Origin of the sequence: Mesorhizobium sp. (assembly GCF_965229135.1) — a bacterium.
Lineage (GTDB): Bacteria > Pseudomonadota > Alphaproteobacteria > Rhizobiales > Rhizobiaceae > Mesorhizobium.
The window spans coordinates 1260771-1277361 of record NZ_OZ245860.1 but is presented as its reverse complement, the minus strand read 5'-3'; the positions used below and the strand labels follow the sequence as shown (position 1 = coordinate 1277361).

The window sequence follows — 16591 nt, the reverse complement described above, 5'->3', positions numbered from 1 at the left end:
TCTTGCTCAGGCTGAAAGGTATTTTTTGAGGAAGGTGCGGGTCCGTTCCATCTTCGGTGCGCGGAACATTTCGGACGGCGGACCTTCCTCCACAACCGCGCCGCCGTCCATGAACAGCACCCTGTCGGCCACTTCGCCGGCGAAACGCATCTCGTGCGTGACGATCAGCATCGTCATGTGTTCGGCGGCGAGCTGCTTCATCACCGCGTTGACCTCATCGACAAGCTCGGGGTCGAGCGCCGAAGTGGCCTCGTCGAACAGCATCACCTTGGGCTGCATGGCCAATGCACGCGCGATCGCCACGCGCTGCTTCTGGCCGCCTGAAAGCCGCGACGGATAGGCGTCGATCTTGTCGGCGAGCCCCACCTTGGACAGAAGGCTGTGCGCGAGCGCATGCGCGTCACTCCTGCTCACGCCTTTGAGGATGATCGGTCCCATGGCGATGTTCTCAAGTACGGTCAGATGCGGAAAAAGATTGAAGTGCTGAAAAACCATGCCCATCTGCTGTCGCACGGCATTGATATGACGTTCAAAAGCCTGGCCGCGCAAGGGCTGGTTGACCTGCACGCCATCGAGCCAGACCTCGCCGCCGTTCAAAGTCTCAAGGTGGTTTATGGCCCGCAGCAGCGTGCTCTTGCCCGAGCCGCTCGGCCCGATGATCGCCACGATCTGTCCACGATCCACGGACAGGTCGATGCCCTTGAGCACCTCCATCGCCCCGAATGATTTGCGTGCGCCGCGAACCTCGACCATTGGCCTCTGCGTGTTCATCGGGAAACCTCCACGCGCCGCTCGAACCGGCGCAAACCCGCTTCTAGCGCGAGGTTGAGAATGTAATAGATCGCGGCCGCGGTGATGTAGAACTCGAACGGCCGGAACGTTTCGCTGATCGCCAGTTGGGAAGAATGGACCAGTTCGGCAATGCCGATCACCGACACGATCGAGGACTCCTTCAAGAGCGCGATCATGTTGCCGCCGATGGGCGGTGCCGTGCTGCGGACAGCCTGCGGGATCACGACATGGCGCAGCGTTTGCCACTTGCCGAAGCCGATGCTGCGCGCGCCTTCCGTCTGGCCGATATCGACGGCGACGATGCCGGCGCGGACGACGTCGGCATTGTAGACGGCGAAGTGCAGGCCAAGCCCGACGATGCCGGCCGCAAGCGCAGGAATATCGATGCCGATCTGAACCAGGCCGAAATAGATGAGGAAGAGCTGCAGCAGCAGCGGCGTGCCCATGAACACCCACATGAAGGCACGCACGGGATAGGCGATGATCGCTGGCGCGTAGAGCACGATGACCGCGAACAGGATGCCGAAGGCGAAGCTGAGTGCGCCTGCCGAGATCGTCAGCACGGCCGTCCACCAGGCGCCCGTCAACAGCAGGTCCCAGTAGGGCAGTACGACGCTGAAATCCAAGCCTTCCATCACGCTCTCCGGTCAGACGATGGCAAAGCGCTTGTCGAGCAGGTCGACGATCCGCGCCACGGCGTAAACCATGACCATGTAGAGCAGGGCCGCGACGCCGAAGATCTCGAACGGCTTGTAGGTCGAGCCGATGAAGCGCTGAGCCGTATAGGTCAGTTCCACGACCGAGATGGTCGACACCAGTGCCGATCCCTTCAACAGAGCGACCGTATTGACGCCGAGCGGCCGGATCATCAGCCGCGCGGCTTGCGGAAGCACGACTTTGCGCAGCGTCTGGAAACGGCTGAATCCGATGGTGCGGGCGGCCTCTGTCTGGCCCCGGTCGACCGCGATCAGCGCGCCACGGATCGATTCCGCCATGTAAGCGCCGATGTTGAGGCCAAGGCCGACGACGCCAGCCGCGAACGGCTCCAGGTTGATGCCGATTTGCGGACCGCCGAAGTAAAGCACGAACAGCTGGATCAGGCAGGGCGTGCCGCGAAACACGCTGACATAGACGGCGCCGATGGCCCGCAGCGGTGCGGACCTCGACATCTTGGCGGCCGCCGCGAGCGCCGCGACCACGAGGCCGAGAATCAAGGCCAGCGCCGTGATCTCGATCGTTACCCAGGCGGCTTCCACGAAGAATGGGAAGACTCGCCACATCAAGGAGAAATCCATGGAAACGCCCGGCGGGAGTTGCGCTCGACTCCAGGTGGTGTTGGCCACCTGGAGCCTGACGAGTTTAGCGGATGTCGCTGCCGACCCACTGCTTGGAAATCTTCTCGTAGGTTCCGTCCGCCATCATGTCGTCCAGCGCCTTCTGCATGGCTGCCTTCAGCTCGGGATTGTCCTTGCGGATGGCGATACCGATGCCGACGCTGCCGCCTTCGATGTTGGGCGTCTCGAGCCTGCGGACCTTCTCGCCGGTTTCCTTGACGGCGACCATGACCGGAATGTTGTCGACGACGATGGCGTCGACGCGGCCGGCCCTAAGCTCCAGAAGCAGTTCCGGCAGGCCCTTGTAGGTGCGGACGTCCCAGCCGCCCTGTTCACGGGCCCATTTCTCATGCGTCTCGCCCAGTGTGACGCCAAGCGTCTTGCCCTTGAGTTCGTCGAGGCTCTTCACCTTGGAATTTTCGTTCACGAAGACCGCGCGGCCGGCGTGATAGTACGGGCCGACGAAGTCCACGACCTTCTCGCGCTCGGGCGTTATGGTCATCGAGCCGACCACGGTGTCGTATTTCTTGGCCAGCAGACCGGCGATGATGCCATCCCAGGCGGTGGTGACGATGGTGCCCTTGACGCCGATGCGATCGGCGATGGCCTTGCCGATATCGGCGTCGAAGCCGACCACCTCGTTCTGGTCATTGACAAAATTGAAGGGCGGATACTGGCCGCTCATCGAAATCTTCAGTTCGCCCGCCGCCTTGATCTTCTCAAGGTCGTCAGCCCTGGCCGAAACGGTTGTGAACGTGGAAGCAAGCAGCACTGCCGCGACGGCGATGCCGGAAAATACTCTGTTCATGTGATTTCCTGTCCTCTGGATGGAGCGCGAAGTCTTGTTCTTGGGAGGCGTTGGGGCGCTCTCCTGATTTTCATGATTGCCTTTGCTTCAGCATTGCGCAAATAGATAATGGGAATACGGAGCATAGATTTCAGGAATGATTGCGCGACCCGAACGGCTGGTCTGGGATCTCGATTGGAACCTTCTGCGGACGTTCGTCGTCATCGCGGAAGTGAAAAGCATCACGCGTGCCGCCGAGCGGCTGAACCTCAAGCAGCCGAGCGTGAGCAACGCGCTGCGGCGGCTGGAGGACCGGGTTGGCCGGCGGCTGGTCGAGCGCGATGCGACACGATTCGAACTGACCGAGGTCGGTCGCCTGCTCTATGAGCAGAGCGTCGAGGTGTTCGGCACCATATCGCAGTTGCCATTGCTGATGCGGGGTATCAGCGACGATGTCACAGGCCATGTCATCATCGCCACGGCGAGCCACGTCGTCTCGCCGATCTTCGACCAGGCGCTATCGGAATTTCACCGCAACTATCCGCGCGCCAGCATCACCATTTCGGTTGCGGCAAGCACCGAAGTGACCAAGCAGGTCAGGGAACGTCGTGCATCCTTCGGCATCTGCCTGGTCAGCCAGCGCGATCCGGCGCTGGAATACGAAATGGTCTATCGCGAATTCTTCGGCTTCTTCTGCGGCCCGCGGCACAGATTGTTTGGGCGTGAAGGGCTGACGCTGGCCGATCTGCGCGGCGAGCCTTCGGTGTCCTTCCAGACCGATCACATTTCGGACGCCTTGCGACCGGTCGCGCTGTTGCGCAGCGAAGCCAGGCTGAACGCCGACGTCGTCGGCGTGTCATCGAGCCTGGAAGAGGTGCGCCGCATGATTGTCGCCGGGCTGGGAATCGGCCCGCTGCCGCTGCATGTGGCGCGGCGCGATGTGGATGATGGCGTGCTGTGGCGGCTGCCGCCTTACGACGCGCCGCCTGCCGTCGACATCTTCCTGCTGGTCAACCCAGACAAGACCATGAACCGCGCCGAGAAGGCACTGCTTTCAGGCCTGCATGCGATCATCGCCGAAACACCGATTGATGATCGGATCTACAACGCTTGAAGCTCCGTCTAAAAATTCGCCGGCTAATGATCAGGCTTGATCGATGAGTAGGGCCGACGCGCGCTCGCGCCTGGCGTCGTCAAGAGGCACCGACGCACGCGCCGCAAGATCGAAGCGAACGCTGGTCGTCCTGCTGACGGCATGGACCATTCCGTCGAGCGTCCCCGACATCACCTGCTCGAAGGTGATGGAGGTGCGGCCGATCTTCACCACATGGGAATGGATGGTGATGAGCGCGCCCGCCTTGGTCTCATGCCGATAGTCGATCTCGGTGCGAACGTCGGCCCAGCCGGCCTCCGTCGCCTGGTTGTCGTCTTGCCCGGCGATATGGCCGAGGATCTGGAAGCTGGCATCATCAAACATCGCCGCGTAATGGCGCACATTCAAATGTCCCATCCTGTCGCACATCCACGGATGCGTTACGCCGATGAAGGTGACGAGGGGTTTGCTCATGGAGGTTTCCTGCCGACGATGGCGGACACGCAATATCGCAATGCGCCGCGACAGGCAAACCGTCGGGCGCACGGGCTGCTGTCCCGCCATCTTCAAATCGGCAGGGTTATTCGTTAGCCGCGCCCTTGGCCGCCTTCAGCAAACCGCCTATCTCAGGGGGAGGCGGCCTTTTCCGCCGCGGGGGTCGGCATGCTGAGAGTGCAAAAAGTCAAGGTCGACGACATCTACGTGCCGACGGCGCGCAAGAAGACGCTGCATCCCGAGACGGTCCGGCATCTGGCCGAGGACATCCTGGAAAACGGCATGAAGACGCCGATCCAGGTCCGTCACGACGGCAAGCGGCATGTGCTTGTTGAAGGCCTGCATCGGCTGGAAGCGGCAAAATGGCTCGGCGAAACCGAGATCGAAGCCTATCTGGTGCAAGCCAAGCGCCACTGATCCTTCAATTCGATCGCGTATCCCGATCGTTCCTTGAATCTTTTCACGCGGACATGTCGGCTTGCGCGCGCGCCGCTCGTCCTTGGGACGGAAATCAAATCGAACCCGCCTTTGCATGTGAGGAGACCATCATGACCACCAAGCTCGACATCGCTCCCGCCAACGACCGCGAAATGGTTCTGGCCCGCATCATCGATGCGCCGCGCGAGAACGTTTACCGCTGCTGGACCGAGCCGAAGCTTCTGACCCAGTGGTTCGCCCCAAAACCCTGGACGACGCCGCGCGCTGAATTGGACGTGCGCACAGGCGGCTCCAGCCTCATCGTCATGGCTGGTCCCGACGGCAACGAGTTTGCGAATCCGGGTGTGTTCCTGGAGGTCATTCCCGGCCGGAAGATCGTCTTCTCCGACGCCTACACCCGGGCTTGGGAACCGTCGCAGAAGCCGTTCATGACCGGCCTGCTGACGTTCGAGGACGAAGGCGAAGGCAGGACCCGCTACATCGCTCGCGTCCGCCACTGGAGCGTCGCCGACCGCGAGCAGCACGAGAAGATGGGTTTTCACGAAGGCTGGGGGCAGTGCACCGATCAACTCGAAGCGGTTGCCAAGACCCTTTGATATGCGCGGCGCCATACCGGCTGGTGTCGAGGAGCAATGGCTTCGGCGGATCGTATCGCGACCGCCGATAGATCCATCAAGGCTTTTCAATTGACGGAGACGCGGCCGCGGCTACCTTTCCGTCCTTGAAAGCGATGGATCATGGCGATGGCGAAATATGAGGGCGGGTGCCTGTGTGGCGCGGTTCGATATCGGTCTGATGCCGCGCCGATAAATGAACGAGTCTGCCATTGCCGGATTTGTCAGAAAGCGATTGGCGCCGCCTTCAACGCCCGGGTTTTGTTTCGCATCGACGATGTGACGATCGAAGGGCCGCTGGCAACAGTGAATTCGTCGCCCGACCTCAAGCGCGGCTATTGTCCGCGGTGTGGTACCACCATGTTTTCAAGGCGGGATGCCGCTGGCATTGTCGGCGTCACCTCCGGCTCGCTTGACGATCCGTCCGTCTTCAAACCACAGATGCATATCTTCACGGCGTCGAAACAGTCGTGGGTGCAACTCGACGACGGCCTGCCGCAATATGAAGGGGCGCCACCTGCTTAGTGGAACTGGCCGCCGGACACTTTTTTGTGTCCGAAAAATCCTCGCAAGGACATGAGATCGCCGGCTAAGCGTCATTGGCGGGCCATGATTGCCTCCCTATCTATCGGCTGCGGGCCGGTATTCGAGGAGGCAACGGATGAACGACACCATCAACACCCTGGAAGAACTGCTGGGTGATCCGATGATCCAACTGGTGATGGCGCGTGACCGCGTGCGGCCTGAAGAGGTGCGCATGCTGCTTGAGCGGGTTCGTCGCCCGTCCTTGGATGAGACACGTTTGCCACCGCCCCATGTGATTGCAAGGACGTGCCAGAAACTCTGGCTCTGCTCTTGATGGCAATGCCTTGAAAGATCGGCACCGCGCAGGCGGCGTGCTGCGCGGGTTTGCTTTCGCAATCAGTGGAATTCACGCTACTATGTCGCAACCGTGGTTTGGTGCAGACAGGCTGCAGGAACGCAGACCGCGATTCCCGATATGGAGATCAGCATAATGTTTGCCGCCAAGGCCATCGATACTACGGACAAGGCCGCGTTCTACCGCGACCTCGCCACCCAGTTGAAGGCGCTGCTCGATGGCGAGCGCGACTCGATCGCCAACGCCGCCAACACCGCCGCGCTGATCTTCCAGATGGTGCCCGACCTCAATTGGGCCGGCTTCTACTTCCTGCAGTCCGACGAGGAAATGGTGCTGGGCCCATTCCAGGGCAAGCCGGCCTGCGTGCGCATCGCCGTCGGCAAAGGCGTCTGCGGAACGGCCGTCGAACTCGGCATGTCGATGCTGATCAAGGACGTGCATGATTTCCCCGGCCATATCGCTTGTGATGCCGCCTCGCGCTCGGAACTCGTCGTGCTCCTGCAGGACAATGACGGCGCCTTTGGCGTGCTCGATCTCGACAGCCCGCTTCCCGGCCGTTTTGACAGCGCCGACCAGGCCGGTATCGAAAAGCTCGCCGCGATCTATGTCGCGGCGAGTTCGTTCGAGGATTGATTAGCCTACGAACTTCACCAGCATCAGGCTGAAGCAGCCGATGAACAGGAAGGCCGAGAACGCCAGCGCCAGCGGGCGCAGGCCGCGCGAGCGTAGTTGTGAAATGTCGGCCTGCAGACCCATCGCGGCCAGGCCCATGGTCAGCATGATGGTGGTGGCCAGCGCCATTGCCGACTTCACCTCTGTCGGCACGGCAACGAGGCTGTTCAGCGCCACGACGGCGACGAAGGCGGCGACGAACCACGGCATGGGCGGCCGCGCGGCTGACTGATCGCTGCTCCTGCGGCGCGCCATCAGGCCGAGCGCGATGACCATCGGCGCCAGCATGGCGACGCGGGTCAGCTTGGCGACGGTCGCGATCTCGCCTGATTGGGTACCGTTCTGGAAGCCGGCGCCTATAACCTGCGCCACCTCATGGATCGAGGCGCCGGCCCAAAGGCCGAAAGCGTGCTGGTCAAGCCCGAGCATGGGCGCCAGCAGCGGGAAGCCGAGCATGGCGATGGTGCCGAACAGCGTGATCGAGGCGACTGCATAGGTGACGTCCTCATCGCGCGCGTCGGTAACGATGTTGGTGGCGACGATGGCCGAGGCGCCGCAGATCGAGGTGCCTGCGGCGATCAGCTGCGCCAGTTTATGGTCGACGCCGATCAACCGGCCGAGCGTGATGGTGAAGACGAAGGTCGAGGCAAGTGTCAGCGCCACAATACCGACGCCGCTGGCGCCGATGGCTGCGACCTGGCCAAGCGTGAGCTGGAAACCGAGCAGCACGATGGCGAAGCGCAGCAAGCGCTTTTGCGAGAAGGCGATACCGGCCTTGGCGTGCGCGGGAGTGCCGAGCACGTTGGAATAAACCATGCCCGCGACGACGGCGAGGATCATCGGGCTGAACAGGGCAAAGCCGGAGACATTGTGGGCGGAGAAGGCGACGGCGGTGATCATCGCTACCAGCACGATGCCCGGAATGATGCCGTTCCACGCCGAATCGAGCCGCCTGCGGCCCGCGGCCAGATCGGCGGAGATCTTGCTTTTCGGAATTTCGTTCGCGATGCGGGTGACGGAAGACAATGCAATTCTCCAAGCAAGTTCCGCCGGAGAATGCCATTCCATAAACGATCTTTCCAACGAATTGTTCTGCTTGAAATGATCGATTTTTACGAACGATCCTTGCCTCGTCTCTCTAGCTGTGCGCTGAACGCCGGCTGTATTGGCGTGTTACCCCTCTATCCCCGGGATCAACAAGGAGACATAGCGCCAGCAAATTCGCCGCGCTCGCTCCAGGTCCTCTTCCAGATACTCCCCTGCGTTCTGCCAGAAGAAGCCGTCGATCAGCGCGGCGATGCCGTCGACGATATCATCGACCTTATCGGCCGGAACCAGTTGCTTGACGGCATAACGGATGTTGGAAACGAAGCGCGCGCCAGTCAGGTGGTAGAGATGCTTGATGCGCGGCTCGGTCTGCGCGGCGATCATGAACTGCATCCAGGTCACGGCGCGCTTGGGCGAGCCCAGATGCTGCGGCGCGAAGGAGCCATCGACGATCGCCTTCAATCGTTGCGCGGGCGTAGGATTGGCAGGCGCCAGCTTGAGGATGTCCTGGCGAAACAGGTTCGACAGATTGCGCATGGCCAGCGCCAGCAACTCCTCCTTGCTGTCGAAATAATGGTTGACCAACCCGGCCGACATGCCGGCGCGCCGCGCGATCACCGCCATCGTGGCACCGGACATTCCTTCCTCGCCCACGACGGCGATCGCGGCGTCGACCAGCTCGTCGCGGCGCATCGCCTTGATGGATCGTTTCGCCATTGCAAAGCCTTCTCGTTTGTATATTGATTGGCCATTCAATATATCATATCGTTGTTCAATCCAAGCCGGAGTTCACATGCCCAGCGTCGTCATTTCCGGGGTCAGAACGGTCGAAACCCACTGGATTCCGCTTGCCGATGGCCGCAAGCTGGCCGCTCGCCTGTTCCTGCCCGACGACGCCGAGAAAAACCCCGTCCCGTTGATCCTCGAATACATACCGTATCGCCGCCGCGACGGCACGCGCACCGGCGACGAGGAGATGCATCTTTTCTTCGCCGGCCATGGTTATGCCTCGGCCCGCGTCGACATTGCGGGCATGGGCGATTCCGACGGCCTGCTCGACGACGAATACGTCAAGCGCGAGCAGGACGATGCGCTGGAGATCCTCGATCATCTGTGTTCGCAGCCCTGGTGCACGGGCGTTGCCGGCATGATCGGCAACAGCTGGGGCGGTTTCTCCGGTCTGCAGGTCGCGGCCCGCCGCCCGCCCCAATTGAAAGCGATCGTCACTTCCTGCTCGACCGACGACCGTTACGCCTGCGACGCGCACTACAATGGCGGCCTGCTGATCAACGACAATTTCGGCTGGGGTGGGGCGCTTTTCGGCTATTCTGCGCTGCCGCCGGACCCGGCCGTCGTTGGCGAGGATCGTTGGCGGCAAATGTGGAAAGATCGGCTCGACGACCACAAGAACCATGCAGCCGAATGGCTGAAGCACCAGCGCCGGGACGCGTTCTGGAAACAGGGTTCGGTCTGCGAGGATTTTTCCGCCATCGAATGCGCCGTGCTGGCGGTCGGCGGCTATCTCGACGGCTACACGCAGACCATCTTCAGCCTGGTCAAGAATCTCAAGGGGCCGGCCAAGGGCATTTGCGGTCCATGGGGCCACAAGGAGCCCAACTATGGCGTTCCCGGCCCGGCAATGGGCTATCTGCAGGAATGCATCCGCTGGTACGATCGCTGGCTGAAGGGTATCGACAACGGCGCCGACAGCGAGCCCGACATGCGCCTCTACCTGATGGACTACGCCAGGCCGCATTCGCATATCGATGTCCGGCCTGGCCGCTGGCTGGGCTTTCCGCAATGGCCGGCCGGGCAGATCGGTGGCAAGGCGTGGTGGCTGAACGGCGACGGCAAACTGAGCGAAACGCAGGATGCCAATGGGGCAGGGCCGCTGACCGTCTGCTCACCTCTCACCACCGGTGTGCAAGGACAGGAATGGTGCCCCTACGGTCAGGGTCGAATTTCGGCCGAAGGCGCGCGTGACCAGCGCGCCGATGACGGCGGCTCGCTGTGCTTCGACAGCCATGTCATGGATGCCGACCTGCAGCTTGCCGGCATATCGAAGATCAGGCTGCGTGTGGCGGCCGACAAGCCGCAAGCCCAGCTTTGCGTGCGGCTGACCGATGTGGCGCCAGACGGCACGTCCGCCTTCATCACCTTTGCGCTGCTCAATCTGGCGCATCGCCAAAGTCATGAATTTCCCGAGCCGCTGACGCCGGGCCAGTTCGAGGATGTCGAGCTGGATTTCAAACCGGTTGCGCAGATCATCCCGGCGGGACACAGGCTTCGGGTCGCGATTTCTTCCTCCTACTGGCCGATGGCCTGGCCGTCACCGGAGCGCACGATGCTGACCTTCGATCCGAAGGGTTGCCGGCTCGACCTGTCGGTTCTGGCCAGCGAGGAGGGGTTGGCCTCGGTGGCGTTCGAGGAAGCGCTGTGGGCCGAACCTCGCCCGGTCACCATCAAGGAGCCCGCTCGCCAACTGCGTTCGCTGACCACGGACCTGCCAACCGAACGAACCGAGCTGACGGCGCTGTCGGATGACGGCCGTTTCTTGATCGAGGAGACCGGCACCGAGATCACGTCCTGGCGCCGCAAGACATACGGCATCGCCGACAATGATCCGGCAAGCTGCGCGACGACGGTGACCTGCCACGAAGAGTTCATGAGGCCCGATTGGAACGCGCGGGTCGACTGCGAAATCAGCTTCAGCTGCGACCGCGACAATTTTTACGCGCGCGGATGGGTCAAGGCTTACGAGCGAGGAACGATCTTCGCCGAGAGGTCTTACGACGAGGTCATTCCACGCGATTGCATGTAACCGACAAAAAAGGGGAACAAGAAAATGCGCATGAAACTCGACCGCAGAACTTTCCTGGCCGGCTCGTCGGCACTGGCGATCCTGCCCTACGCCCGCTTCGCTGTGGCGGCGGGCGCCAGGACCAACCCGATCATCGCGCTCGATGCCGACATCGGCAATCTCGATCCGGGCAACCGTGTCGGCACCACCGAAGGCAACATCATCCGTGCCGTCTGCCAGACGCTGGTGCGCTTCGAGCCGGGCAAGACCAGCTGGACCAACGATGCGGCCAAGGAGATCAAGCAGGTCTCCGATACCGAGTTCGAGTTCGAGCTCAACCCCGGCCAGATGTTCACCGGCGGCTTTGGCGAGATGACGGCCGACGACGTCAAGTTCACCTATGACCGCTACATCAACGGCGACAAGAACGGCAAGAAGCTCGCCTACGCCGACGATCTGGAAGCGCTGAAATCGGTTGAGGTCACCGGAAAATACACCGGCAAGCTTGTCCTGAAGCATCCCTCGGCCGCACTCTGGCTTATCGGCATCTGCGACGCGTCGGGCGCGATCCTGTCGAAGAAGGCCACCGAGCAACTCGGCGACAAGATCGCCACCACGCTGATCGGCTCCGGTCCGATGGTGCTCAAGGAATGGCGGCCGAAGGAACAGTTCGTGCTCGCCGCCAACGCCGACTACAAGGGCCCCAACAAGGCTCATTTCGAGGAGATCACCGGCAAGATCATCCCCGAGCACAAGACCGCCTTCCTGTCCTATCAGGCCAAGGAACTCGACTTCACCGCATTCGATGCCGACCAGCTCGCAACCGCCAAGGGCCTGCCCGACACCAAGGTGATCGATATCCCCGGCATCGACTACACTTGGATCGGCATCAATGTGGAGAAGGGCGATCTCGCCGACATCAAGGTGCGCCAGGCGATCCGCTGGGCAATCGATGTCGACGCCATCATCCAGGGCGCCTATTCCGGCGCCACCTCGCGTGCCAAGACGCTGCTGGCCCCCGGCCTGCTCGGCAACTGGGCCGATGCACCGCTCTACACCAGGGACGTCGCCAAGGCGCAGCAACTGCTGAGCGAGGCCGGCAAGTCCAACCTTGCCTTCACATTCACCTGCCTCAACGATGCAACCTCGCTGGCCGTCGCCCAGATCGCCCAGGCCAACCTTGCCGATGTCGGCATCACGCTCACCATCAACGCGATGGACTCCGGCGCCTATTGGGCGCTTGGCGCTGGCGATGCCAGCAAGAACCTCGAACTGACCCTCATTCCCTACACCTCGAAGTTCGATCCGAGCTTCCAGACGCAGTGGTTCCTCGCCAGCCAGATCGGCCTGTGGAACTGGCAGCGCTGGAACAGCCCCGAATTCGACAAGCTGCACCAGGAAGGGCTGGAGACGCTGGACAAGGCAAAGCGCGAGGAGATCTACATCAAGATGCAGAAGCTGCTCGATGAATCGGCCTCCTGCATCTGGATCACCCATGGCCGAAATTTCTTCGCCGACGCAGCTTGGCTGAAGCCGGTGTTCCTGCCCAACGGCAAGGACTGGCAGTTCGAGTTCTTCGACAAGGCGTAAGGGCAGGGGACGATACGTCGGCGCCGCCCCTCACTGTCCTGCCGGGCATCTCTCCCCGTAAACGGGGCGAGAGAAGCTGGCCGAAACGCCGCGCGATAGCGTCCTTCTCCCCGTTTACGGGCAGAAGATGGCGGCAGCCAGATGAGGGGCGGCGCCAGCCTCCACCATTGGCCCATCTCCAGTTAGGTTGAAGCCATTGACCAACCTCGACGAACCGGACTTGCTGCGTCCATGACCAGAGCGCGACGCACCGCCGCCTTCATCGCAAGCCGCCTCGCGTCGGTGGTGCTGACCATCGCCGGCGCCACGCTGCTCCTGTTCCTGATGGTACGGCTAGTGCCGGGCGATTTCGCTTCGGTGATGCTGGGCCCCAGGGCGACGCCGGAACTTCGCGCCCAGATCATCCATGACATGGGGCTCGACCGCGGCCTGCTCGAGCAGCTGTGGCTGTTCGCCAGCCGTGCCGCGACCGGCAATTTCGGCGAGGATGTTGTCTCTCACCGGCCGATCCTCGACATTGTGCTGGATGTCATTCCCAACACGCTGGCGCTGGCCTTCAGCGCGCTGACGCTGGCACTCGTAGTGGGCATTCCCATAGGCGTGATCGCGGCGCTGAAACCGGGGTCGTGGCTCGACAGCGGCCTGGCGCTGCTGTCGATCTCCTTCATCACCACGCCGACGCTGGTGGTCTCGGTCATCCTGTTCCTGATCTTCGCGATCGGTCTGCACTGGCTGCCGGTGGCGGGTGCGGGCGATCCCAACGACATCATGGACCGGTTGCGGCATCTGATCCTGCCCAGCGTGGCGCTGGCGCTCGGCTGGGTCGGCTACATCTCGCGGCTGGTGCGCGCCTCGCTCCTCGACACGCTGGCGGAACTGCATGTGCGAACGCTACGCGCCTATGGCGTATCGGAATACCGCATCGTCGGCCTGTACGCGCTGAAGCTCGCGTTGGTGCCGGTGGTCTCGATCCTCGGCATCGGGCTCGGCGACCTCATCGGCAGCTCGGTTGTCGTCGAGATCATCTTCGCCCGTTCCGGCATCGGCAGCCTGATCTTCAACTCGATCGCACAACGCAACTATCCGGTGGTGCAAGCCTGCGTCGTCTTTATCGTCGCCTTCTACATCGTCGCCAATCTCGTGGTCGACATGATCAACGCGCTGCTTGATCCCCGTATCGCGGCGGATCGCGGATGAGCGGACTGGCGGGGCTGCTCAAACGCATCTGTTCGGAGCGCGATGGCCGGCTTGGGCTGGCTTTCACCCTGACCATTCTGGTGTTCGCGCTCATCGGGCCGCTGATCAGCCCCGACCCCAACGCCATCGATATCAAGGCCCGCTTCGCCGCACCCGGTCTGGCGCATCTGCTGGGCACCGACAATCTTGGGCGCGACCTCGCCGCGCGCACCTCGGTCGGCACGCGCTATGCGTTGACGCTGGCGGTGATGATCGTCGTCATCTCGTCGATGATCGGCTCGCTGATCGGCATTGTCGCGGGCATCGCCGGCGGCTGGGTAGATCGCGCGGTGACGGCTGTCTTCGACATTGTCAACGCCTTCCCCCCACTGATCCTCGCCTTCGCGCTGATCGCGCTCTACGGCAAGGGTTCGGCCACCTTCGTGCTGCTGGTGACCATTGTCTTCATTCCACAGTTCGGCCGCATGGCGCGCGCCCGGGCGCAGACGCTGCGCAACCTTTCCTTCATCGAGGCGGAGCGGATGCTGGCCGTGCATCCATTCACCATCGTGGTCAGGCACTATCTGCCCAATGTCGCCGGGCCGATCATCGTGCTGGCCAGCATGAACCTGCCGGTCGTGATTGCTTTCGAAGCCTCGCTGTCCTTTCTCGGCTTTGGCGTCCAACCGCCGAAATCCTCGCTCGGCACGCTGATCAAGGACGGCTTCGTCTCGATCAACCAGTCCTGGTGGCCGACGGTCGCCGCCGCCCTGGTGCTGGCCATCGCCACGCTCGGCGCCACGCTACTCGGCGAAGCGCTGCGGCGCGTCATCGATCCCAAGTCGACGGGGGCACGTTGATGGCGGTTTCGTTGCGCGATCTCTCAGTCGACTACAGCCTGCAGCAGGGCACCGCGCATGCTTTGCGGGGCGTTTCGCTGGACATAAAAAAGGGCGAAATGCTCGGGCTGGTCGGCGAATCCGGCAGCGGCAAATCCACCGTCGCCTTCGCGCTGATGGGCCTGCTTGCCAACAACGCCCGGGTGACATCCGGCACCGCCACGATTGAGGGCAATAATTTCGACCTGACGAAGCGTAACGCGACGGCTGCCTTGCGCGGTCGCGGCATGGCGATGATTTTTCAAGACCCGATGCTGTCGCTCAACCCGGTGTTCACGATAGGCACCCAGCTTTGCGAAGTGCTACGCCGGCGTACTCCCGAGAGCGATCGCAAGACCCGTGTTGCGATGGCTGAGGACGCGCTCGACAAGGTCAAGCTCAGCAACCCCGCGCGGCGCATGAACCAGTATCCGCACGAACTGTCCGGCGGCATGCGCCAGCGGGTGGTCATCGCCATGGCGCTGTTGTCGGAGCCGGCGCTGCTGATCGCCGACGAACCGACCACGGCGCTCGATGTCACCGTCGAGGCGCAGATCATGCGCGAAATCATCGGCCTGCGCGACCGAATCGGCTGCGCCGTGCTGTTGATCACGCACAGTCTGGGGCTGGTCACCGAATATTGCGATGCAATCTCGGTGCTCTATGCCGGCGAGAAACTCGAAAGTGGCACGGTCAATCAAGTTCAGCGCCGGCCCGGCCATCCCTATACGCGAATGCTGTTCGACTGCGAGGTGCCGATCGACCGCGAGCGCCACGCCAATGCCTCGCAAAACCGATTCACGGTGATATCAGGCGAGTTGCCCGACCCGCGCCAGAGACCGCCCGGCTGCATCTTCAACGGGCGCTGCGATGTGTCGTTCGACGATTGCGCTATCATCAAACCCGGCGATTATCCTGTCGGCGGCGATCCCGGGCATAGTGCTCGCTGCCTGCGGTTGCGCACGCAATGACCGATGCGATCTCCATCAGCAATGCACAATTGCGCTTCGGCGAGACCGCGGCACTCGACGGCGTATCGATTGCCATTCCGCAAGGCACCTGCTTTGGCATTGTCGGCGAATCCGGCTCCGGCAAGACGACGCTGATGCGCGCCGTGCTTGGCCTGCGGAAGCTCGACGGGGGCGAGATCCGCATCCTTGGCAAGCCGCTGGTGCATGGCCGCGCGGCGCTCAAGGAACGCGCCAGCTTCATCCAGCCGATCTTCCAGGACCCGGCCGCCTCGCTGTCGCCGCGCAGCCGCATCCGCACGCTGATGAACGAGGTCGGCACGGTGCTGCGGGAACCGCATGCGGCAACGCACGAGCGGCTCGCCGTCATCCTGGGCCGGCTCGGCCTGCCGCCCGGCGTCATCGACAAATATCCGCACGAGATCAGCGGCGGCCAGGCGCGGCGCGTGGCGATCGCGCGGGCATTGCTGATGAAGCCATCGATCCTGATCGCCGACGAACCGACCGCCGGGCTCGATGTCTCCGTGCAGGGGGATCTGCTCAATCTGCTACAGGACATCAGGCGGTCCGACAAAATCACGCTGGTCGTCATCAGCCACAATCTGGCGATCGTGCGGCTTATCGCCGAAAACGCGGTCGTCATGCGCGCAGGCAAGGTGGTTGAGGGTGGCGAAGTGGGGGCGCTGTTCGGTGCGCCACGCGAGGATTATACGAGGGAGCTGCTGGCGGCTTGGCCGAGTGTGACGCATGCGGGGGCGGGTTGAGGGCGTGGCCGTGAGGCGGCATCGATCGCCGATATCGAAAGTCGGCGCTGCCCCTCACTGTCCTGCCGGACATCTCTCCCCGTAAACGGGGCGAGAGAAGCTGGCCTCGCTGTCGGCGCCTGTCTTACGGCGTTGGAGATTGGCGAAATCGCCGATAACAGCGTCCCTCTCCCGTCACTATACGGGGAGTTGAGGAATGGTTCGCTTGCGGACGAAAAGCCAATTGCTTGGCTTTTCGAATGACGAACGCCGGCAGGCAGGTG

General features: G+C 62.5%; 19 protein-coding genes. 12 read left to right on the top strand and 7 right to left on the bottom strand.

All coding sequences use genetic code 11. The features are described 5' to 3' along the window. Nucleotides 1-6 precede the first annotated feature (6 nt). The 4 genes from ACO07C_RS06285 to ACO07C_RS06270 all read right to left on the bottom strand — a co-directional run bounded on the left by ACO07C_RS06285 (nucleotide 7) and on the right by ACO07C_RS06270 (nucleotide 2934). On the bottom strand, nucleotides 7-771 hold the full coding sequence (locus ACO07C_RS06285) for an amino acid ABC transporter ATP-binding protein (protein ID WP_421913339.1): 765 nt from the start codon (nucleotides 769-771) through the stop codon (nucleotides 7-9). Next, the gene (locus ACO07C_RS06280; RefSeq protein WP_421913338.1) at nucleotides 768-1427 is read right to left on the bottom strand and encodes an amino acid ABC transporter permease; all 660 of its coding nucleotides are present in this window, start codon (nucleotides 1425-1427) and stop codon (nucleotides 768-770) included. The genes ACO07C_RS06285 and ACO07C_RS06280 overlap by 4 nt, the downstream gene beginning before the upstream one ends. 12 nt (nucleotides 1428-1439) lie before the next feature. Next, entirely contained in the window at nucleotides 1440-2087 is a 648-nt protein-coding gene (locus tag ACO07C_RS06275) for an amino acid ABC transporter permease (RefSeq protein ID WP_421913337.1), read from the bottom strand. Between the two features lie 64 nt (nucleotides 2088-2151). After that, on the bottom strand, nucleotides 2152-2934 hold the full coding sequence (locus ACO07C_RS06270) for an ABC transporter substrate-binding protein (RefSeq protein WP_421913336.1): 783 nt from the start codon (nucleotides 2932-2934) through the stop codon (nucleotides 2152-2154). A 136-nt stretch (nucleotides 2935-3070) separates the two neighbouring features. On the opposite strand from ACO07C_RS06270, the gene ACO07C_RS06265 reads away from it, so the two are divergent. Continuing rightward, nucleotides 3071-4027, top strand: a complete 957-nt coding sequence (locus ACO07C_RS06265) for a LysR family transcriptional regulator (protein WP_421913335.1) — start codon at nucleotides 3071-3073, stop codon at nucleotides 4025-4027. Nucleotides 4028-4057: 30 nt separating this feature from the next. Here ACO07C_RS06265 and ACO07C_RS06260 read toward each other — a convergent pair whose 3' ends face one another. After that, on the bottom strand, nucleotides 4058-4480 hold the full coding sequence (locus ACO07C_RS06260; protein WP_421913334.1) for an acyl-CoA thioesterase: 423 nt from the start codon (nucleotides 4478-4480) through the stop codon (nucleotides 4058-4060). Between the two features lie 189 nt (nucleotides 4481-4669). Here ACO07C_RS06260 and ACO07C_RS06255 point away from each other — a divergent pair, with 189 nt between their 5' ends. The 5 genes from ACO07C_RS06255 (at nucleotide 4670) to ACO07C_RS06235 (ending at nucleotide 7066) form a co-directional block, all read left to right on the top strand. Further along, nucleotides 4670-4918 (top strand): ParB N-terminal domain-containing protein, encoded by a 249-nt coding sequence (locus ACO07C_RS06255; RefSeq protein ID WP_421913333.1) that lies wholly within the window; start codon nucleotides 4670-4672, stop codon nucleotides 4916-4918. Nucleotides 4919-5049: 131 nt separating this feature from the next. Further along, a complete protein-coding gene (locus tag ACO07C_RS06250) occupies nucleotides 5050-5535 on the top strand; it encodes an SRPBCC family protein (protein WP_421913332.1) in 486 nt (161 codons plus the stop codon). Nucleotides 5536-5682: 147 nt separating this feature from the next. Further along, nucleotides 5683-6078: a GFA family protein gene (locus ACO07C_RS06245; protein ID WP_421913331.1), complete on the top strand. Its 396-nt coding sequence runs from the start codon at nucleotides 5683-5685 to the stop codon at nucleotides 6076-6078. A gap of 136 nt (nucleotides 6079-6214) precedes the next feature. Continuing rightward, a complete protein-coding gene (locus ACO07C_RS06240) occupies nucleotides 6215-6412 on the top strand; it encodes a hypothetical protein (protein WP_421913330.1) in 198 nt (65 codons plus the stop codon). A gap of 156 nt (nucleotides 6413-6568) precedes the next feature. Next, nucleotides 6569-7066, top strand: a complete 498-nt coding sequence (locus tag ACO07C_RS06235; RefSeq protein ID WP_421913329.1) for a GAF domain-containing protein — start codon at nucleotides 6569-6571, stop codon at nucleotides 7064-7066. Here ACO07C_RS06235 and ACO07C_RS06230 read toward each other — a convergent pair whose 3' ends face one another. Next, complete coding sequence (locus tag ACO07C_RS06230) at nucleotides 7067-8131, bottom strand: YeiH family protein (protein WP_421913328.1); 1065 nt, start codon at nucleotides 8129-8131, stop codon at nucleotides 7067-7069. It abuts the gene before it with no gap. Nucleotides 8132-8278: 147 nt separating this feature from the next. Beyond that, complete coding sequence (betI, locus tag ACO07C_RS06225) at nucleotides 8279-8869, bottom strand: transcriptional regulator BetI (RefSeq protein ID WP_421913327.1); 591 nt, start codon at nucleotides 8867-8869, stop codon at nucleotides 8279-8281. Between the two features lie 76 nt (nucleotides 8870-8945). On the opposite strand from betI, the gene ACO07C_RS06220 reads away from it, so the two are divergent. The 6 genes from ACO07C_RS06220 (at nucleotide 8946) to ACO07C_RS06195 (ending at nucleotide 16328) form a co-directional block, all read left to right on the top strand. Beyond that, nucleotides 8946-10973, top strand: a complete 2028-nt coding sequence (locus ACO07C_RS06220; RefSeq protein ID WP_421913326.1) for a CocE/NonD family hydrolase — start codon at nucleotides 8946-8948, stop codon at nucleotides 10971-10973. A 30-nt stretch (nucleotides 10974-11003) separates the two neighbouring features. Continuing rightward, complete coding sequence (locus tag ACO07C_RS06215; protein WP_421913325.1) at nucleotides 11004-12542, top strand: ABC transporter substrate-binding protein; 1539 nt, start codon at nucleotides 11004-11006, stop codon at nucleotides 12540-12542. A gap of 231 nt (nucleotides 12543-12773) precedes the next feature. Next, nucleotides 12774-13739 carry an ABC transporter permease gene (locus tag ACO07C_RS06210; RefSeq protein ID WP_421913324.1) on the top strand — a complete coding sequence of 322 codons (966 nt, stop codon included), beginning with the start codon at nucleotides 12774-12776 and terminating at the stop codon, nucleotides 13737-13739. Beyond that, nucleotides 13736-14578, top strand: coding sequence for an ABC transporter permease (locus ACO07C_RS06205; RefSeq protein WP_421913323.1), 843 nt, complete (start codon nucleotides 13736-13738; stop codon nucleotides 14576-14578). The genes ACO07C_RS06210 and ACO07C_RS06205 overlap by 4 nt, the downstream gene beginning before the upstream one ends. Continuing rightward, the gene (locus ACO07C_RS06200) at nucleotides 14578-15567 is read left to right on the top strand and encodes an ABC transporter ATP-binding protein (RefSeq protein WP_421913322.1); all 990 of its coding nucleotides are present in this window, start codon (nucleotides 14578-14580) and stop codon (nucleotides 15565-15567) included. Before ACO07C_RS06205 ends, ACO07C_RS06200 begins: the two co-directional genes overlap by 1 nt. After that, nucleotides 15564-16328, top strand: coding sequence for an ABC transporter ATP-binding protein (locus ACO07C_RS06195; protein WP_421913321.1), 765 nt, complete (start codon nucleotides 15564-15566; stop codon nucleotides 16326-16328). Before ACO07C_RS06200 ends, ACO07C_RS06195 begins: the two co-directional genes overlap by 4 nt. Nucleotides 16329-16591: the final 263 nt, after the last annotated feature.